At 71.4% G+C, this 17,674-nt stretch carries 18 protein-coding genes and 1 riboswitch; of the genes, 10 read left to right on the plus strand and 8 right to left on the minus strand.

The features are described 5' to 3' along the window. Position 1 precedes the first annotated feature (1 nt). Both IF17_RS0116795 and IF17_RS0116800 read right to left on the minus strand, forming a co-directional pair. Positions 2–925, minus strand: a complete 924-nt coding sequence (locus IF17_RS0116795) for an LLM class F420-dependent oxidoreductase (protein ID WP_030566709.1) — start codon at positions 923–925, stop codon at positions 2–4. A 165-nt stretch (positions 926–1,090) separates the two neighbouring features. Beyond that, positions 1,091–1,990, minus strand: coding sequence for an NAD(P)-dependent oxidoreductase (locus IF17_RS0116800; RefSeq protein WP_030566711.1), 900 nt, complete (start codon positions 1,988–1,990; stop codon positions 1,091–1,093). A 49-nt stretch (positions 1,991–2,039) separates the two neighbouring features. Between IF17_RS0116800 and IF17_RS0116805 the strand changes: the two genes are divergently transcribed. Together IF17_RS0116805 and IF17_RS0116810 are read left to right on the plus strand one after the other, a co-directional pair. Then, positions 2,040–2,390 (plus strand): winged helix-turn-helix transcriptional regulator, encoded by a 351-nt coding sequence (locus IF17_RS0116805; RefSeq protein ID WP_030566713.1) that lies wholly within the window; start codon positions 2,040–2,042, stop codon positions 2,388–2,390. Between the two features lie 156 nt (positions 2,391–2,546). After that, positions 2,547–3,071, plus strand: a complete 525-nt coding sequence (locus tag IF17_RS0116810) for an HAD domain-containing protein (protein ID WP_030566715.1) — start codon at positions 2,547–2,549, stop codon at positions 3,069–3,071. A 50-nt stretch (positions 3,072–3,121) separates the two neighbouring features. Here the strand turns inward: IF17_RS0116810 and IF17_RS0116815 are convergent, their stop codons facing one another. Both IF17_RS0116815 and IF17_RS0116820 read right to left on the minus strand, forming a co-directional pair. Further along, entirely contained in the window at positions 3,122–3,976 is an 855-nt protein-coding gene (locus IF17_RS0116815) for an alpha/beta fold hydrolase (protein WP_030566718.1), read from the minus strand. A gap of 43 nt (positions 3,977–4,019) precedes the next feature. Continuing rightward, a complete protein-coding gene (locus IF17_RS0116820; protein ID WP_030566720.1) occupies positions 4,020–5,108 on the minus strand; it encodes a BUD32 family EKC/KEOPS complex subunit in 1,089 nt (362 codons plus the stop codon). Positions 5,109–5,905: 797 nt separating this feature from the next. Between IF17_RS0116820 and IF17_RS0116825 the strand changes: the two genes are divergently transcribed. From IF17_RS0116825 to IF17_RS0116840, 4 genes are all read left to right on the plus strand, one after another. Continuing rightward, complete coding sequence (locus tag IF17_RS0116825; protein ID WP_030566722.1) at positions 5,906–6,631, plus strand: class I SAM-dependent methyltransferase; 726 nt, start codon at positions 5,906–5,908, stop codon at positions 6,629–6,631. 196 nt (positions 6,632–6,827) lie between these two features. Continuing rightward, positions 6,828–7,298: a helix-turn-helix domain-containing protein gene (locus IF17_RS0116830; RefSeq protein ID WP_030566724.1), complete on the plus strand. Its 471-nt coding sequence runs from the start codon at positions 6,828–6,830 to the stop codon at positions 7,296–7,298. Positions 7,299–7,342: 44 nt separating this feature from the next. After that, positions 7,343–8,032, plus strand: coding sequence for a hypothetical protein (locus IF17_RS0116835; RefSeq protein WP_030566727.1), 690 nt, complete (start codon positions 7,343–7,345; stop codon positions 8,030–8,032). 139 nt (positions 8,033–8,171) lie between these two features. After that, a complete protein-coding gene (locus tag IF17_RS0116840; RefSeq protein ID WP_030566729.1) occupies positions 8,172–8,513 on the plus strand; it encodes a DUF2516 family protein in 342 nt (113 codons plus the stop codon). Here IF17_RS0116840 and IF17_RS0116845 read toward each other — a convergent pair. Beyond that, complete coding sequence (locus tag IF17_RS0116845; protein ID WP_030566731.1) at positions 8,486–9,907, minus strand: PP2C family protein-serine/threonine phosphatase; 1,422 nt, start codon at positions 9,905–9,907, stop codon at positions 8,486–8,488. The genes IF17_RS0116840 and IF17_RS0116845 overlap by 28 nt on opposite strands. Positions 9,908–10,200: 293 nt before the next feature. Continuing rightward, positions 10,201–10,285: riboswitch (ZMP/ZTP riboswitch) on the plus strand. A gap of 101 nt (positions 10,286–10,386) precedes the next feature. Here IF17_RS0116845 and IF17_RS0116850 point away from each other — a divergent pair. Next, positions 10,387–11,220, plus strand: coding sequence for a bifunctional 5,10-methylenetetrahydrofolate dehydrogenase/5,10-methenyltetrahydrofolate cyclohydrolase (locus IF17_RS0116850; protein WP_030566733.1), 834 nt, complete (start codon positions 10,387–10,389; stop codon positions 11,218–11,220). A 60-nt stretch (positions 11,221–11,280) separates the two neighbouring features. On the opposite strand, the gene IF17_RS0116855 is transcribed toward IF17_RS0116850, so the two are convergent. Both IF17_RS0116855 and IF17_RS0116860 read right to left on the minus strand, forming a co-directional pair. Next, a complete protein-coding gene (locus IF17_RS0116855) occupies positions 11,281–12,387 on the minus strand; it encodes a C40 family peptidase (protein ID WP_030566735.1) in 1,107 nt (368 codons plus the stop codon). A 292-nt stretch (positions 12,388–12,679) separates the two neighbouring features. Next, complete coding sequence (locus tag IF17_RS0116860; protein WP_030566737.1) at positions 12,680–13,465, minus strand: class I SAM-dependent methyltransferase; 786 nt, start codon at positions 13,463–13,465, stop codon at positions 12,680–12,682. Positions 13,466–13,663: 198 nt separating this feature from the next. Here IF17_RS0116860 and mshA point away from each other — a divergent pair, with 198 nt between their 5' ends. Both mshA and IF17_RS0116870 read left to right on the plus strand, forming a co-directional pair. Next, on the plus strand, positions 13,664–15,016 hold the full coding sequence (mshA, locus tag IF17_RS0116865) for a D-inositol-3-phosphate glycosyltransferase (protein ID WP_030566739.1): 1,353 nt from the start codon (positions 13,664–13,666) through the stop codon (positions 15,014–15,016). A 49-nt stretch (positions 15,017–15,065) separates the two neighbouring features. Continuing rightward, positions 15,066–15,578, plus strand: coding sequence for a type III secretion system chaperone family protein (locus tag IF17_RS0116870; protein ID WP_018511080.1), 513 nt, complete (start codon positions 15,066–15,068; stop codon positions 15,576–15,578). On the opposite strand, the gene IF17_RS0116875 is transcribed toward IF17_RS0116870, so the two are convergent. Next, positions 15,556–16,572 carry a phosphotransferase family protein gene (locus IF17_RS0116875; RefSeq protein ID WP_030566741.1) on the minus strand — a complete coding sequence of 339 codons (1,017 nt, stop codon included), beginning with the start codon at positions 16,570–16,572 and terminating at the stop codon, positions 15,556–15,558. The two genes, IF17_RS0116870 and IF17_RS0116875, sit on opposite strands and share 23 nt — an antisense overlap. Positions 16,573–16,812: 240 nt before the next feature. On the opposite strand from IF17_RS0116875, the gene IF17_RS0116880 reads away from it, so the two are divergent. Continuing rightward, positions 16,813–17,631 carry a hypothetical protein gene (locus IF17_RS0116880; protein WP_030566742.1) on the plus strand — a complete coding sequence of 273 codons (819 nt, stop codon included), beginning with the start codon at positions 16,813–16,815 and terminating at the stop codon, positions 17,629–17,631. The last annotated feature ends 43 nt before the right edge of the window (positions 17,632–17,674 follow it).

The following is a 17,674-nucleotide window of genomic DNA, read 5'->3' on the forward strand; positions in this document are numbered from 1 at the left end:
GTCAGCCGGCCAGCTCCCCGAGGAGCGCCCAGGTACGGCGCCGGTCGGCGTCCCCGGCGATCTCCGTCCCCGCGAAGACCACCTCGGTCGCCCCGGCATCCCGGTAGCGCCGCACCTCGGCGGCCACGGCCTTCTCGTCGCCGATCACCGCCACGTCGACGGCCTGCCTGCCGCCGGAGAGCTCGATGGCGCGGATATAGGACGGGATCTTCTCGTAGAACGCGAGCTGCTCGGCGACCCGTTCCCGTACGGCGTCGACATCGTCGGTCACCACGCCGTTCACCAGCGCGACGATCCGGGGCGCGGGCCGCCCGGCCGCCTCGGCCGCCGCGTTGACGGCCGGGACGATGTGTTCGGCCAGGGCGCGGGGCCCGGCCAGGTAGGGCAGGATCCCGTCGGCCAGCTCGCCGCTGACCCGGAGCGCCTGGGGCCCCATCGCGGCGACGAGCAGCGGCACCCCGGCCTCGGCGCCCGGGACGCGCGCGGGGATCGGGGTGGTGGCGGTGAGCAGTTCGCCGTGGAAGTCGGCGGCGCCGGTCTCGGTCAACTGCCTGAGCGCGGTGAGGAATTCGCGCAGCCGGGCGATAGGCCGCTCGAAGGGGATCCCGAAGCCGCCCTCGACCAGGTGCCGGGCGCCGAGGGCGAGCCCGAGGTGGTAGCGGCCGTGGGTGGCGGCCTGCGCGGTCTGGGCCTGGCTGGACACGAGCAGGGGGTGGCGGCCGAAGATGGGGATGGCGGACGTCCCCACCTGGAGGCCGGGCACCTCCCGCCCGACGATCCCCGCGAGCGCGGGCGAGTCCACGCCGAAGCGCTGCCCGAACCACGCCGACCGCAGCCCGGCGGCCGCCGCCTCGCGGGCCAGCTCCACGGTGGAGTCGATCTCGTTGTCGGCCTCGCGCGCGTTGAGTGCTACTCCAATAGCCATACGGATACCAACGGGCTTCGGCGGGACCCGCATTCCGTACGGGTGTGAAGGCTGCTTGTCATTCGTATGAACGGATCCACGGCCTCGCACCGGCATCAACCCGGCTACACCGCACGGGCCTTACCAAACCCGGGCACCAACTTATCTATCTCTGGGAGGGCTTGCTCAACTCCGCCGCCCCAGCAGCTCGGCGACCCGGTGGAAGCCCTCCTCCCCGTGCCCGAGCCCGATGGCCTGCCGGGCGAGGCCCTCGGCGGCGCGCATGACGCCCGCGTCGATGCCGTGGGCCTCGGAGGTGTGGATGACGTGGGCCATGGTCGACGCCGTCGAGGTGAGCGGGGTGCCCTCGGCGGAGAACGTCTCCTGGTCGACCTCCTCCGCGACCTCGGTGAAGATGGCCGGGAGGATGGCGCCGATCCCGGCGGCGAAGGGGGCCAGCTCCCGGGCGGTGATGCCTTCCGCCCGTGCCACGGCGAGGGCGTGGTTGAAGCCGGCCATCGCGGTCCAGAAGATGTCGAGGAGCGCGATGTCGTAGGCCGCCGCCCGGCAGATCTTGTCTCCGAGGTGGGTGTGGGTGCCGCCCAACGCAGCGAGGGCGGGCCGGTGTTCGCGGTAGAGATCCTCGGGCCCGCTGTAGATGAGGACCGCGCCCGGGGTCCCGATGGTCACGGTGGGCGTCATGATCGCCCCGTCCAGGTACCGGACGCCGTGCTCGGCCGCCCACGCCGCCGTGTCCCGGGCCCGGCCCGGGGTGTCGGCCGTCAGGTTGACCACGGTGCGCCCCTTGAGCGCACCGGCGACCGCGTCGCGCCGCAGGACCGCGTCCACCGCGTCGTAGTTCACGACGCAGACCACGGTCAACGCGCTCGCGGCGACGGCTTCCTCGGCCGAAGGGGCGCTGACCGCACCCCGCTCGACCAGCTCCCGGTCCCGCCCCGGAGTCCGGTTCCAGACCGTGGTCCGCAGCCCGGCATCGAGGAACGCACCCGCGAGGGCCCGCCCCATCGGCCCCAGACCGATCACGGTGACGGCGGACTGTTCACGTGGCTCACTCTGCGGAGACATGGCTCAACTCCCTGAAATAATGGATGTTCTCTTGACGAACGGAGCGAAGATGACGCGCGGCCGTGCCCAGGACCCGGACGTGTGCGGAGTGACCGCCGCGATCGCCGTGGTCGACGGAAAGTGGAAGTCGGGCCTGATCTGGCTCCTGGAATCCGGCCCCCGCCGCCCGGGCGAGCTACGCCGCGAACTGCCCGGACTCAGCGAGAAGGTACTGACTCAGGCGCTCCGCGAGATGGAGGCCGACGGGCTGGTGCGCCGGGAGGTGCACGACGTCCGGCCGCTGAAGACGACGTACTCGCTGACCGAGGACGGGCAAGAACTCGCCGAACTCCTCGACACCTTCTCCGACTGGGGCCGGCGCCGCCTGGCGAGACTCACCGAACTCCAGTCGGCCTCCTGAGGCACCACACCTTCCCTCCCCGCCCTTCGCTCCTCGGGTCGGGCGCCCCTCCGACCGCTCCCCACCAGGATCGTCCGGCCGTCGCCCGTTGCCCAGTACCCACAAAAAGGTGGCTACGGGAAGGGCTGCCCGTTCCTCGGCCGCTATCGTGCGGCCGTGACCAGCACCGGGCAGCGTCCGCTGCTCTTTCTCGACGTCGACGGCCCCCTCATCCCGTTCGGAGGGACGCCGCAGCAGTACCCGGAGGGATACCCGAGATACCGCTCACCCTCCGGGCCCCGGTCGGCAGAGGCGAACCCCCTGCTGACCAGGATCAATCCGGCACACGGGCCGCGACTGGCCTCGCTGGGCTACGAGTTGGTGTGGGCGACGACCTGGATGGCCGACGCCAACGCGTGCATCGCCCCCTGGCTGGGGCTGCCGCCCCTGCCCGTGGTGTCCTGGCCGGACGAGCCGCCCGCCGAGCCCGAGCGGGACGGCCTCCACTGGAAGACCCGCACCCTCGTCGACCGGGCGGCCGGCCGCGCCTTCGCCTGGGTGGACGACGAGATCACCGAGACCGACCGGGCCTGGGTGGAGAGGCACCACAGGGGGCGAGCGCTTCTCCACCGGGTCGATCCCCGCCACGGCCTGACGGACGCGGACTTCGCCGCTCTCACGGCTTGGCGGGACAGGCACTGACCAACAGTCCGAACCCTCCCCCTGCGGTACTGCCGACGGTCTGCCCGCGATCAGCTCCCCGCGAGGCTGGCGAGCACCTCGGCGGCGGGCTTCGGGTGGACGAGCCAGCGCAGGTGGCTTCCCTCCAGGGTCCGGACGTCGAAGGGGTTGTCGGGGGTGAGCGCGTCCGCCTCGCGGATCATGCGGTCCTGCACCGCGAGCGGCAGGCTGGCATCGGCGGCCAGGCGCACATAGGTCCGGGGAATCCGGCCCCAGGTCGCGGCCTGCGCCCGGTCGGCGGACGTACCGGCGTCGAGGTTCTCATCGGGCTGGAAGGTGTTGAGGAAGGTCCGGAACTCGTCATCGGTGAGATCGGCGGCGAACGCCTGCTGGAACGCGGCGAGCGCTGTCGGATCGGCGGTACGGAAGTTGGTCCGGAGCAGTCCGAGTTCGGCCGGGTTCCCGACGAGCGTGGCGACGAAGGCCGCCGGGTCGACGTCGGCCATCTCCGGCTCGGCGTAGTAGTCGCCCACGGTCAGATCGACGGGGCACCAGGCGGAGACGTAGACGATCCGGTCGATCAGCTCGGGCCGGGCATTCGCGACAGCGGTGGCCGTGGCGCCGCCCCTGCTGTGCGAGACGAGGACGGTGGGCCCGTTCCGCTTGGCCCGTTCGAGGACCTCGATCACGCGGGCGGCGTTGTCGGCGAGCGTGACTCCCTTGATGCTCCCGGGTTCCGCGGCGAGGGCGGCCAGGTCCTGGGGTGCCTGGTAGGCCGCGGGGAAGGTCGCCTCGAACCCGTGCCCCGGAAGGTCGACCGCGGCCGAGCGGTGCCCGAGCAGGGCGAGTTCGGCCTGCAGCGGCGCGAACGAGAACGAGTTCGCGAAGGCTCCATGAACAAGAACGAAGGTCGGCAGATTCTGCATGCCTCAGCGTCCAACAGAACGATCTTCAGAACAAGGCGTCTGCTCAGCTGCGCCGTGACCTGTCCGCACGCAGGGCCCGGCGGAGCGCCTCCGCCGGGTAAGGGGTCTCCCTGTCCTCGTCCTGGACCTTGACGTAGAAGTCCGTCATCACCGCGGCGAGCGGCGCATGGCGGGAGAGGGTCGCCCTGGCCTCCTGCGGCCCGTCCGGCGGCTCCTCCCCTTCCGCACAGGCGCGGATGAGCGCCTCGCGCTCTTCCCGCTCGTATCCGTAGACCTTCGTGATCAGCCTGTTCACCAGCCAACTGCGGGTGTAGCAGCGGTCGTAGGTCCGGTGCAGCTCGAAGAAACTGGTCTCGGACGGTGACAGATCGAACCGGGACGAGACGGCGAGGCCGTAGTCGGCGAAGTAGAGGCGTCGGCCGTCGACGAGGACGTTCTGAAAATGGGCGTCGAAGTGCAGAAGCCCGCGAGCGTTCATGAAGGACGTGCCGGCCTCCAACTCCCGCTCCACCAGAGAACAGGCCCGGTCGGCTCCCTCCTCACCAGCCTCTATCTGCTCGGTGAGCCACTCGTCGAGCGTCTGAGGGATGTACTCCAGGAACAGCGCGAGGCTCGCAGTGGACCGCTGAAGGGCCTCGATCCGACGGCGCACCTCCGGGCTGCCTCCCCAATAGGCCACGACCCGCTCCACGTCGGCGAGTTCCTCGGGAAGCGCGGCCGTGTCCGGCAGCACGCGCCAGTGGTACATCAGCGGGAACCCCTGGTACTCCCCTCCGAGCACCCAGTTCGTCGTCATGGTGTGCACGGCGAGCTCCCGCCACGCCCCGAAACCGGGCCCGCCACCGACGCCGTACTGGCAGTAGGCAGGAATCCCGAACAGGTTGGCCGTGGACCGCGCGTGCTCCGGCAGCCGCTCCCTCCCGGTGAGCGGCACCCGCTTCACGAAGACCGGCTTCCCGTCGACCTTCAGCAGCGCGGACGTGCCGCCGATACCGGAGCCAAGGGGCAGGGCGGAGTCGACGAGCTCGCTCAGCCGGCGGTCACTGTGCAGGGCGAGGAAGGTGGAGACGGCACTGTAGGCGGTCAAGCGTGCGCTGTCCGGCACACCGGCTTGCGCGATCGCTCTCCGCATCGGAATGCCGACCTCGTTCTCCCCGTGTACGCACGTGCCTCCGGACGGTGCCTGCGCACTGTACGCGAAGGCGGGCAGGCCGGGCAGCCATCAGCCCGCGAACCCTCGCTCGCCACGGCTGGCAGGGATCCCGTGTCTTCTCACCAGGCCCACAGTCCTCGGGCTGCGACGCGGCGATACGACCGCTCGGCACTGGCGCCCAGCACTTCGCGCACCAGCGGAACAAGAGTTGCCCGATGCCGGACCAGCTCCGGGGCGTCCAGAAGCGAGACAGCCGCAGCGATGGCAGCTTCTCGGACTGCGGAGTCGGGGTCGTCCAGCAGAGAGCACACAGCCCGAAAAGGTACGGGACGCAGTGCCCGGACCTGGGCGGACGCCGGATCCCCCTTCCAAGAGAACGAGGATCTTCATCCCAACCAATGCCATGTCGTCACCGAAGGGCGACCTGAGCGCCTCAACGCCCCCATCCGCGGCGCTCGCCACGACCAAGGCCCCGACGCCTGACTGCAGCGAGGACTTCCTGAAGAGGAGAGCACATCCGTCAACGGTCGCCGGTGCTCACCCTCGGCATCCCGCCATCTGACCTCAAACTGGTCCACGGCTGGCAACGCCTGCTGTGCTGTTCCTTGGGCCCCTGCGACCCACTGTGCAGAAGCGGCGGGAACCAGAAGAAGGAAGGGGACCAAATCCCCCATCCGAGTGATCGGCCGAAGATCTCTCGCGGCAGGAGGCAACACCGCTGGCACGTAACGAAATTGAGTAGGCGCCCGACGTCAGCGGCCCTTACGTTCGGCCGCATGACAGACGAATGTTTTGGTCATCCACAGCTCGCCGCGATCTACGACCCACTCGACCCAGATCGCGGCGATCTCGACGCGTACGTCCAGATGACGGAGGAGTTCGGTGCGCGTCATGTGCTGGACATCGGCTGTGGAACAGGCGTGTTCGCGCTTCTGCTGGCTGAACGCGAGATCGAAGTCGTGGGTGTCGATCCCGCTCAAGCGTCCATCGACGTGGCCCGAGCCAAGCGGGGCGGCGAGCGAGTGCGCTGGATCTGTGGCGATGCCACGACACTTCCGCCGATGCGGGTCGACCTGGCAACCATGACCGCGAATGCCGCCCAGCAGATCCTCGATCCGCAGGCATGGCGCGAGACCCTGCGTGGTGCGTACGAAGCACTACGACCCGGCGGCCGTCTGGTGTTCGAGACCCGGGACCCGGCCAGACGCGCCTGGGAGGAGTGGAACCGCGAAGCCTCATATCGCGTGACGGAGATCCCGGATGTCGGCTCAGTCGAAAGCTGGGTCCAAGTGATCGAGGTGAGCGAGCCGCTGGTGACGTTCCGCTGGACCTATGTGTTCGCTGCCGATGGGAAGGTAATGACGTCGGACTCCACCCTGCGCTTCCGCGAGCGGCAGGAGGTCGAGACGGAGCTGATCGCGCAGGGGTACGTGGTGGAGGACGTACGCGATGCGCCCGACAGGCCGGGCAAGGAGTTCGTCTTCGTCGCGCGACGTCCGTAGCTCAGCCCACGAGAGACCTCGCCGCGCAGATTGATGCGGGACTCGATCACTTCGCCGAGCAGATCGAGCGGGAACTCTCACAAGCCCGGGGAACGGACAGACACCTGTCGTGTGTCGTGCTCAGCCACACGTGGCGCGCGACACTTTTGCAAGCGCCTGCTTGCAATAGTTAGCATGAGTGTTGCAGTATCGAGTCATGGCATCACTCAACGTCGGCAATCTGGGTGAGTACCTCCGGGAGCAGCGCAACGCCGCGCAGCTCTCGTTGCGGCAGCTCGCCGATGCCGCCGGGGTGTCGAACCCGTATCTCAGCCAGATCGAGCGTGGCCTGCGCAAGCCCAGTGCGGAAGTGCTGCAGCAGGTCGCCAAGGCGCTGCGGATCTCGGCCGAGACCCTCTACGTACGGGCGGGAATCCTCGACGAGCGGGAGCGGGAGGAGCTGGAGACGCGGGCGGTGATTCTCGCCGATCCGTCGATCAACGAGCGGCAGAAGAACGTCCTGCTGCAGATCTACGACTCCTTCCGCCGCGAGAACGGGTTCGTGCCGGAGACCGACAAAGCGGAGCAGACGCCTGAGGCGGACGACACGCCTGGGGCGGATGCGACGCCCGAGGCGGACGACGCGCTCAAGGACGATGCCGCTAAAGACGACAACCCTCACAGCTAGCCACAGTGACCAGCTGCTTCTGATGATCCGGGAGGACCACAGTCATGGCCATCACCGATGACCTGCGCAAGACCCTCACCGACCGCACCCCCCTCTACTTCGCCGCCGGTACGGCCGACCTGGCCGTGCAGCAGGCGCTCAAGGTCCCGGCGCTGATCGAGCAGCTGCGGGCCGAGGCGCCCGAGCGGTTCGAGGCTGTACGCAACACCGACCCCAAGGTCGTGCAGGAGATGGTGACCACGCAGGCCAAGGAGGCCCAGGCCACCGTGCAGGCGAAGGTCACCGAGGTGTTCGGGGCGCTCGACGCCGCCGACCTGAAGAAGCTGGGCGAGAGCGCTCAGGACCTGGCGCTGCGCGGCGTGGGCATCGCCGCCGAGTACGCGGTGCGGGCCCGGGAGACGTACGAGAAGGTCGCCGTCCACGGCGAGCAGGCCGTGCGGACCTGGCGCGGCGAGACGGCCGACGAGATCGTCGAGATCGCCGCCGTCGTGGAGGCCGACCCGAAGCCCGCTCCGGCTCCGGCGCCCGCTGCCCAGAGCGAGCCGAAGGCCGCCGCGACGACCAGGAGCGCGCCCAAGCCGGCTGCCGTGAAGCCCGCCACCCCGGCTGCGAAGCCCGCCACCCCCGCCGCGAAGAGCGCCGCCCCCGCCGAGGCCAAGGCCGCGCCCGCCAAGAAGGCTCCCGCCCCGCGCAAGCCCGCCGCCCGGAAGAACACCCCGCCCGCCGGGAAGTGACCCCGACGGCTCCCCTCCGTACGGACGAAGAGTGACCGGGGCGCGGGGCGGGCACCTTTACCGGTGGCCGGTTCGTTGTCCCGGTACCTTGGCCTTCTCGGCCGCAGGGCGCTCATCGACTCACTAGGCGGTTCACACCATGTTGCTCTCCGCATTCGGCTCACTCCTCCAGCTGCTCTACCTGGGCATGCTGGTGCTGGCCGTGGTCGCCTTCGTCTTCGCGGCGACCGCCCGGGAGGACGCCTACCGGGCCGCCGACAAGAAGAAGAAGTCCTTCTGGCTGATCATTCTCGGCGTCGCCGTCGCCGTGAACCTGCTCATCCCGTTCCTCTTCCTTCAGCTCGCGGGTGTGGTCGCGTCGATCGTGTTCATGGTCGACGTCCGGCCCGCGCTCAAGGAGGTCTCGGGTGGCAGCGGCGGTGGGCGCCGCGGCGGTTCCAGCAGTGACGGGCCCTACGGGCCGTACAACGGCGGCCGCTGAGCGCTCGCGGCAGCGGGAGCGGTAGCCGGAGGAGCGGTCGATACGGGGCCGGGGCGCGAGGCGCTCCGGCCCCGTCGGCGTACCCGCTCCGGGGCGCGGCCCAGCAGCAGCACCGCCACGTCGTCCGTCAGCTCGCCGCCGTTCAGCTCGCGCACCTCGGCGACCGCCGCCTCCAGCAGTTCCTCGCCCGCCAGCCCCTGCTCCAGCCGGCTGTTGACCATCGCGACCATGCCGTCCTGGCCGAGCCGCTGGCTGCTGCCCGCCCCGACGCGGCCCTCGATCAGCCCGTCCGTGTACATCATCAGGCTCCACTCCGCGCCCAGCTCCACCTGGCGGCGCGGCCACCGGGCGCGCGGCAGCAGCCCGAGCGCCGGGCCGCCGTCCTCGTACGGGAGCAGCCGCGCCGGCCGGCCGTGGCGGGCCAGTAGCGGTGCGGGGTGGCCGGCCAGGCAGAGACCGGCGCGGCGGCCGTCGGGGGCGATGTCGACGGTGCAGAGCGTCGCGAAGATCTCCTCGCTCTGCCGCTCGTGCTCCAGCACCTGCTGGAGCGTGGAGAGCAGCTGGTCCCCGCAGAGCCCGGCCAGGGTCAGCGCCCGCCACGCGATCCGCAGCTCCACGCCGAGCGCCGCCTCGTCCGGGCCGTGCCCGCAGACGTCGCCGATCATCGCGTGGACCGTGCCGTCCGGGGTGCGCACGGTGTCGTAGAAGTCGCCGCCGAGGAGGGCGCGGCTGCGGCCCGGCCGGTAGCGGGCCGCGAAGCTCAGGTCGGAGCCCTCCAGGAGCGGGGTGGGCAGCAGGCCGCGTTCCAGGCGGGCGTTCTCCTGGGCGCGCAGCCCGGACTCGGTCAGCTGGTGCTGGGCGAGGTCGGCGCGCTTCCGCTCGACGGCGTACCGGATCGCGCGGCTCAGCACCCGGGCGTCCAGCTCGCCGCGGAAGAGGTAGTCCTGCGCCCCGACCCGTACCGCCTCGGCCGCCAGCTCCGTGTCGTCCTGCGCGGTGAGCACGAGGACCGCGTGGAGCGGGGCGATCCGCAGTACGTGGGTGAGGACCGCCAGTTCGTCGGCGCGGCCGGGGGCGGGCTCGGGCCGGTGGTCGGGGGCTGCGGGCGCGGTGGTGGTCGCTGTGGTCGCTGTGGCGGTGGTGGTCGGTACGGGAAGCGCGAGGTCCAGCAGGATGCAGTCGACGTCGTCGGTGAGCAGCCGCCCGGCCTCGGTGAGGTTGCGGGCGGTACGGATACGGACCCGGGTGCCGGCCGCTGCCGAGAGCTCGGGTCCCGTGATGCTGCCCGCCGGGTCGTCCTCGATCACCAGGACGGTGAGGTCGGCGCCATGGGGGGTCTCGGCAGCGGGAACGCCACGTTGCTGCGGTACGGGTACGGGTACGGGTACGGGCATCGGTTCGGGTCCTCCCCTCCCCCCGAGGGCACGGCGGTACGCCGATCGACGAACGCCAGTCGGGGACGATAGCGGTCTCCGGCGGGGGAACGGAATGGCGCGCGGGGACCAGACCCTGTCATATGCGCCGTCATAAGCCGCTTCCCGGCACGGATCCGGCGCTATGGGGCGCGCGAGGGCGGCGGAGAGGCCATGACAAACATCACCCGCGCACGCCCGTCCCCCCTTCCGTACGCGTGGCGCCGCTCACGTGCCCCGAGGGCGGTGGAAAGGCGCGCCGCTCCCCTAGAGTGACGGTGGGCCGTGACTGGCGCTGAGGTGGAGTACCACCGGGGAGCGGCCTGACTCCTGTCGACGCCGTGCGCCTGGGCAACTCACCTGAGGCTCAGGAGCACCCCATGTCCAGCACACATACGGCGTCCGGCACACAGGCGGCATCCAGCACACATACGGCGTCCGGCGCACAGACGGCCCGGCTGATGGACGGCACCGGCCCCGCCCGCCGCATCATCGAGAGCGCTGCCGCGACCGCCGCGGACTTCCACCGGCGTACGGGCGCGGCCCCGTGCCTGGCGACCGTCCTCGTCGGCGAGGATCCTGCGTCGGTGACGTACGTCCGGATGAAGCAGGCCCGGTGCGCGAAGGCGGGCATCGAGTCGCGGCATGTGGCGCTGCCCGCCTCGATCAGCACCGGCGGCCTGGTCGAGAAGATCACCGAGCTCTCGGAAGACCCCGGCGTGCACGGCATCCTGCTCCAGCACCCCGTCGGCCCGCACATCGACGAACGCGCCGCCTTCGAGGCGATCGCTCCGCACAAGGACGTCGACGGGGTGACCACGCACTCCTTCGCGGCGATGAGCTTCGGCCTGCCCGGCTTCGTGTCGTGCACCCCGGGCGGGATCATGCGGCTGCTGGCGGAGTACGACGTGGAGCTCACCGGCAAGCACGCGGTCGTGGTGGGACGCAGCCCCATCCTCGGCAAGCCCGCGGGCATGCTGCTCCTGGAACGGAACGCCACGGTCACCTACTGCCACTCCCGTACGTCCGACCTGTCCGCGATCGTGCGGCAGGCCGACGTCCTGGTCGCGGCCGTCGGACGGCCGCGCTTCATCACCGGTGAGGACATCAAGCCCGGGGCGGTGGTGATCGACGCGGGGTACAACCCGGGCAACGTCGGCGACGTGGACTTCGCGTCCGCCGCCGAACGGGCCGGGCTGATCACCCCGGTGCCGGGCGGTGTGGGGCCCATGACCATCGCCGTGCTCCTGGCCCAGACCGTCGAGGCGGCGGTGCGCGGACGCGACACGGCCTGAGGTGTGCGTGGCCGGCGGGCGGGGAGGCGGGGGAGGAGAAGGCGGGGGAGGGGGAGGCTCCTACCGGTCCGGGCGGACCACTCCGAGGATCTTCATCGAGCCCGCGCCCGCCAGCGTGACGTGGCGGCCGGGGCGCGGGGAGTGGACGATCGCGCCGTCGCCGACGTACATCCCGACGTGGCTGGCGTCGGCGTGGTAGATGATCAGGTCGCCGGGGCGCATGTCCTGGATGTCGATGCGCGGGAGCAGCCGCCACTGCTCCTGCGAGGTGCGCGGGATCGGCCGGCCCGCCGCGGCCCAGGCCTTCGAGGTCAGCCCGGAGCAGTCGTACGAGCCGGGGCCCGTGGCCCCCCAGACGTACGGCTTGCCGATCTGCGCGGTCGCGAAGGCCACCGCCGCCTTGCCGGCCGCGGTCGTCGCGCCGCTGACGGCGATGTTCGGCGTGGGCCGGGTGGCGAGCCAGGCGGACTGCGCCCGGTTCGCGGCGTCCTGCTCCAGCTGGCGGAGCCGGGCCAGCTCCTTCTTCTCCAGCCGCGATTCGAGCTTCTCCGCCGCGGCTATCTGCGCGTTGATCTTCTTCTTGGCCTCGGCCTGCTTGACCCGGTTCGTCTCCAGCTTGTGCCAGTTGCTGCTGGCGTCCTGGGTATACGTCTCCAGGTCCTCCTGGGTCCGGGTCAGCTCGGCCAGGACCGTCTTGCTCGCCTGCTGGCTGGTGCGGACCTTGTTGACGCCGTCCAGGAAGAGCTGCGGGTCGTCGCTGAGGACCAGCTGGGCACCGGGCGGCAGACCGCCGTTGCGGTACTGCTCGCGCGCCTGGGCGCCGGCGCGGTCCTTCAGCTCGGCTATCCGGGCCTGGCCGTCGACGATCGCCTTGGCCAGTTTCACGATCTCGCCGGACTGCTTCTTGGTCTGTTCCTCGGCCAGGTTGTACGCGTCCGTCGCCGCCCCGGCCTGCCGGTAGAGCGTCTCGATCTGCTCGCGGATCTTTTCGAGGTCCTTCTCGGACGACGGCGCGGCGGGCGAGGGCACGTCGGGCGCGGAGGCGGAGGCGGAAGGGGACGGCGACGAGTCCGGCGTCGGTGCGGCCATCGCCTGGACCGGAACGGTCAGCAGGCCCATCGCGCAGACCAGTGTGATGGCCGCGGCGGCGCAGTGGCGTCGGTTCACGAGCTCCCCCAGCAAGAACGAAATCAAGACAAAAGCAACAGAAGCCGGATAGCGTGCATCTGACTTACCATCAGTAACGTTCAGGCGACGTCGCGATCGTGCCATGTCGTCCCGTAAAGCAACAGAGGCAGTCGGTGTCCGGTGCCTCGTGATCCCCACCCCCAGGACGAACGACACGCGGTCGGCGTTCCCGTCGTTCCCCGGAAGAGCATACTTTCGCCCGGTCGGGTGATCGTTCAGCGGTCGTCGTTCACCGGCCGTCGTTCAGCAGTCGTCGTTCAAAGGTCGTCGTTCAGTGGTCGTCGGGCCGCAGCGCGTCCCACGCCACCGTGACCTCGCCCTGCCGCCACCGCCGTACGCCGTCCGTCACCGGCCAGTCCGCCGACAGCGCCCGCACCGCCGCGATCCAGCGCTGCCGGGCGCCGAGCGACGCGTACGGGGAGGCCGCGGCCCACGCCCGGTCGAAGTCGCGCAGGAACGCGTGGACCGGCTCCCCCGGAACGTTGCGGTGGATCAGCGCCTTCGGCAGGCGCTCGGCGAGGTCGGAGGGGCGCTCCAGCGAGCCGAGCCGGGTCGCGAAGGTGACCGTGCGCGGCCCCTCCGGCCCCAGCGCCACCCACACATGCCGGCGCCCGATCTCGTCGCAGGTCCCCTCCACCAGGAGCCCGTCGGGGGCGAGCCGCGAGCGGAGCCGCGCCCACACCTCGGCGACCTGGTCCTCGTCGTACTGGCGCAGCACGTTCGCCGCCCGGATGAGCACGGGCCGCGCCGCCAGCGGGATCTCGAAGCCGCCGTGGACGAAGGTGAGCCCCTCGCGCTCGTACGGCTTCGCGGCGGCGACCCGCTCCGGATCGATCTCGATGCCCGCGACGGCGGTGCGGGGCTCGGCGGTACGCAGCCGGGCCAGGAGCTCCACGGCGGTCCAGGGCGCCGCCCCGTACCCCAGATCGACGGCCACGGGGGTCTCCGCGCGGCGCAGGGCCGGGCCGTGCGCGGCGGCGATCCAGCGGTCCATGCGGCGCAGCCGGTTCGGGTTGGTGGTCCCGCGGGTGGCGGTGCCGATGGGGCGCTGGCGCATGCGGTGAGCGTATGCGACGGGGAGGGGCGGGTACCCGGGTGCCCATGGCGCGCGCGGGGCCCGGGTGGGGATGCCGCCTCCCCTCACCTCCGTAATGATTTGGCAAAGCGGAAATGAAAGGCGGGATTCCGCTGTTCTCGCCCTTCAGAGGGCCCCACGCCCCGATGCGGCATGCCCTGAGTGAGGAGGACCGACGACGTGAGCCAGTACGTCTCCCGGCTCGGCTCCACCCGGACCGGCCCCCGCATCAGGTTCCCCGGCAGCTTCCCCGGCTCCTCCCGCAAGCCGCGCCGCATCGCGATGCTCTCCGTGCACACCTCGCCCCTGCACCAGCCCGGCACGGGCGACGCGGGCGGGATGAACGTCTACATCGTCGAGCTGGCCAAGCGCCTCGCCGCGATCAACATCGAGGTCGAGATCTTCACCCGGGCCACCACCGGCTCGCTGCCCCCCGAGGTCGAGCTGGCCCCCGGCGTCCTGGTCCGGCACGTCGACGCCGGGCCGTACGAGGGGCTCGCCAAGGAGGACCTGCCCGCCCAGCTCTGCGCCTTCACACACGGCGTGATGCAGGCCTGGGCCGGCCAGCGCCCCGGCTACTACGACCTGGTCCACTCCCACTACTGGCTCTCCGGCCAGGTCGGCTGGCTCGCCGCCCAGCGCTGGGGCGTCCCGCTCGTGCACGCCATGCACACCATGGCCAAGGTCAAGAACGCCGCGCTCGCCGAGGGCGACACCCCCGAGCCGGCCGCCCGCGTCATCGGGGAGACCCAGATCGTCCACGCCTCGGACCGGCTGATCGCCAACACCGCCGAGGAGGCAGACGAGCTGGTCCGCTTCTACGACGCCGACCCGTCCTCCGTCGCCGTGGTCCACCCGGGCGTCAACCTGGACCGCTTCCGCCCGGCCGACGGCCGCGCCGCCGCGCGGGCCCGGCTCGGCCTGCCGCAGGACGCCCTGATCCCGCTCTTCGCGGGCCGCATCCAGCCGCTGAAGGCCCCGGACGTGCTGCTGCGCGCGGTCGCCGTGCTCCTGGACCGGGACCCGTCCCTGCGCTCCCGCATCGTGGTTCCCGTCGTCGGCGGCCCGAGCGGCAGCGGTCTCGCGAAGCCCGAGGGGCTCCAGAAGCTGGCCGCTCGCCTCGGCATCGCCGACGTCGTACGGTTCCACCCGCCGGTGGGCCAGGACCGGCTGGCGGACTGGTTCCGGGCCGCGTCCGTGCTGGTCATGCCGTCGTACAGCGAGTCCTTCGGCCTGGTCGCCATCGAGGCCCAGGCGGCCGGTACGCCGGTGGTCGCGGCGGCGGTGGGCGGGCTGCCGGTGGCGGTACGGGACGGGGTCAGCGGCTTCCTCATACCCGGCCACGACCCGGAGGCGTACGCCCGCGCGCTGGAGCGGTTCGCTCAGGCGCCGGAGCTGGTCGAGCGGATGGGGGCGGCGGCCGCGGCGCACGCGCAGTCCTTCGGCTGGGACACGGCGGCCTCCGGCACGGCCGACGTCTATACGGCGGCGCTGGCCGACCACCGCCGCCGGGCGCGTACACACCACGGCTGAGGCGCTGCCCGCGCCTGCCCCGCGCAGGGGGCTGTCGTACGCTCGCTGCATGGCTGACGTACCCGATGAAACAGCAGCGGCCCAGGTCATCGAGGCGACGCTGAACGAGGCCGGGCTCGCATGGGAGAGCCCCGCCCCCGGCAACTACGTGGTGACCCTGCCCGGCACCCGCAAGCTGTCGACGACGTGTTCGCTCATCGTCGGCAAGCACTCCCTCTCCCTCAACGCCTTCGTCGTCCGCCACCCGGACGAGAACGAGGCCGAGGTCCACCGCTGGCTCCTGGAGCGCAACCTCCGTCTCTTCGGACTGAGTTACGCGATCGACTCCCTCGGTGACGTCTACCTGGCCGGCAAGCTGCCGCTCGCCGTGGTCACCCCCGAGGAGCTGGACCGGCTGCTCGGCACGGTCCTGGAGGCGGCCGACGACTCGTTCAACACCCTCCTGGAGCTGGGCTTCGCGAGCTCGATCCGCAAGGAGTACGCCTGGCGGGTCTCGCGCGGAGAGTCCACGCGCAACCTCGACGCGTTCAGCCACCTGATCAAGCGCTCGTCCGGCGACTGACGGCGTCCAGCGCGGCGACGAGGTGGGGCGCCACCAACTGGCGTGTCTCCTCGGCCGCTTCGGGCCCGAGGCCCCGCGGCACGGTCTCGACGAGCATGATGAGGTAGAGGTAACTCCGGTACAGGGCAAGCCGAAGGCGCACGGACTCGCTGAACTCCAGCGTCTGCCCGCTCCCTTCGGCATGCCCGGCCAGAAAATCCCCGTCCTCCTCCAGCTCCCCGAAGAGCGCGAGCGAGACGAAGTCGGCCACCGGGTCGCCCCAGAACATCCGCTCCCCGTCGATGACCCCGCCGATTGACCGGGCTCCGGGCTCCCCGGCCACCAGCAGGTTCCCCTCCCACAGGTCGAAGTGGACGAGCGCGGGCCGGGTGACGTCGTCCAGGACGGGCGCGGCGCGCGCCAGCACCGTACGGATGCGGTCGACGGGGTACGGAAGCGGTGCCCGGTACGTCTCGGCGTCGGCGAGCACGGCCTCGGTCATCGTCGTGAACGCGGTACGCCAGGTGGCGGCGGGCGGCCCGAACGGCGCGGCGGGGTAGCCGAAGCCGCCGGGCCCGGTCACGGTGTGCAACCGGCCGACGAGGCGCCCGAGTTCGGCACGCAGCGGGGGCTCGGCGTGCGGGTCCTCCGACCGGTCCACCTCGTGCCAGGGGCGGCCGGGGCGGGCGGTCATGACGACGTACGCGCCGGTCGGGGCCGTGGGGTCCGGCTCGCTGTGGACGACGCGGGGGACGGCGGGGCCGCCCGCTCGCGCGGCCGCGGTGTAGAAGGCGACCTCGTTGACGAGGAGGTCACGCTCGTACCGCAGGCCGGCGGAGTGCGCCGGGGGCGTCTTCACCACCCAGTCGCGGCCGTCGGTGAGCGTGACGCGGGTGACGGTGTTGTACGTGCCGCCGGTGAGAGGCGTGCAGGAGGTGAGGTCGCGGTCGGCGACTCCGAGAGCGCGCAGGATGAGGGGGAGGGGGAGGGGTGCGGAGGGGGTCTGCTGGGACACGCGGGTGACGCCCTTTCTCGCTGAGGCGGGGGCCGGGTGGTGCGGCGGTACGTCGGCACCGCACCGTGCGTTCACAGGATGATCACAGCGGAATCACGATCTCGGGCGGAGGGCCGCCGGACCGATCATCGCTCACAGGTTCGATCGTAAAGTGTGGATCACTGCGACGGTCCGTCCCAGACGGCCGCGAAGTGCCGCACGGGGGAAGGGCGGTTGCTCCCCGAACCGGAGAGAAGAACCATGCGCGCCACTGTCGTACGCCGTACCGCCCTCGCCGCCTGCGCGGTCTCCCTGACCCTGCTGGCCACGGCCTGCGGCGGCTCGTCCGACGCCGACACAGACGCGGGCGGCGGGAAGAACGACAAGGGCGCCGCCACGAGCGGGAGCAGCTCGGCCCCGAAGACCTCGGCCAAGGCGCTGAGCACCGCCGAGCTGGAGACCGCGTCGCTGAAGCAGGGTGACGTCGAGGGCCACAAGGTCGCCGAGGCGGGCCCGGACGACGAGGTCCCGGCGGACGGCCTGAAGGCCGACAAGGCCACCTGCCTGCCGGTCGTCCACGCCATGTACGGCGCGGCGGAGGCCGGTTCGAAGGCCACCACCAAGCGCAAGGTGATCACCGACCCGAAGGCGGGCGCCAAGAAGTCGCTCAAGGACATGACGGACGGCGAGGCCGAGGGCGCCCTGAAGGCGGCCTTCGACCTGACGTCCACCCTCGTCGCGCTGAACGCGTACGAGGGGACGGCGGGCCCGGACGCGTTCGCCGGGCTCAAGAAGGCCGCGGTGGACTGCGCGGGCGGCTTCACCGCCACGGTCGCGGGCACGAAGCAGAAGATCGTCTCGATCACCGAGGAGAAGGTCACCGGCGGCGACGAGGCCGCGGCCTGGACGCTCATCCAGGAGGACGAGGGCGCGAAGGCCCCGTTCAAGCTGGTGGCGCTCCGCAAGGAGGGCACCGTGGCGACGTTCCTCTCCTTCAACCTGGCGGCGGGCCAGGACGGCGGCGCGAAGTTCACCGTGCCGACCGAGGTCGTGGCGGCGCAGGCGAAGAAGCTCGGCTGATGAACGTGCCCCTGCCCGGCGGCTCCGGCATCATCGGGGCCGT

The organism is Streptomyces cyaneofuscatus, from assembly GCF_000718135.1.
Lineage (GTDB): Bacteria > Actinomycetota > Actinomycetes > Streptomycetales > Streptomycetaceae > Streptomyces > Streptomyces cyaneofuscatus.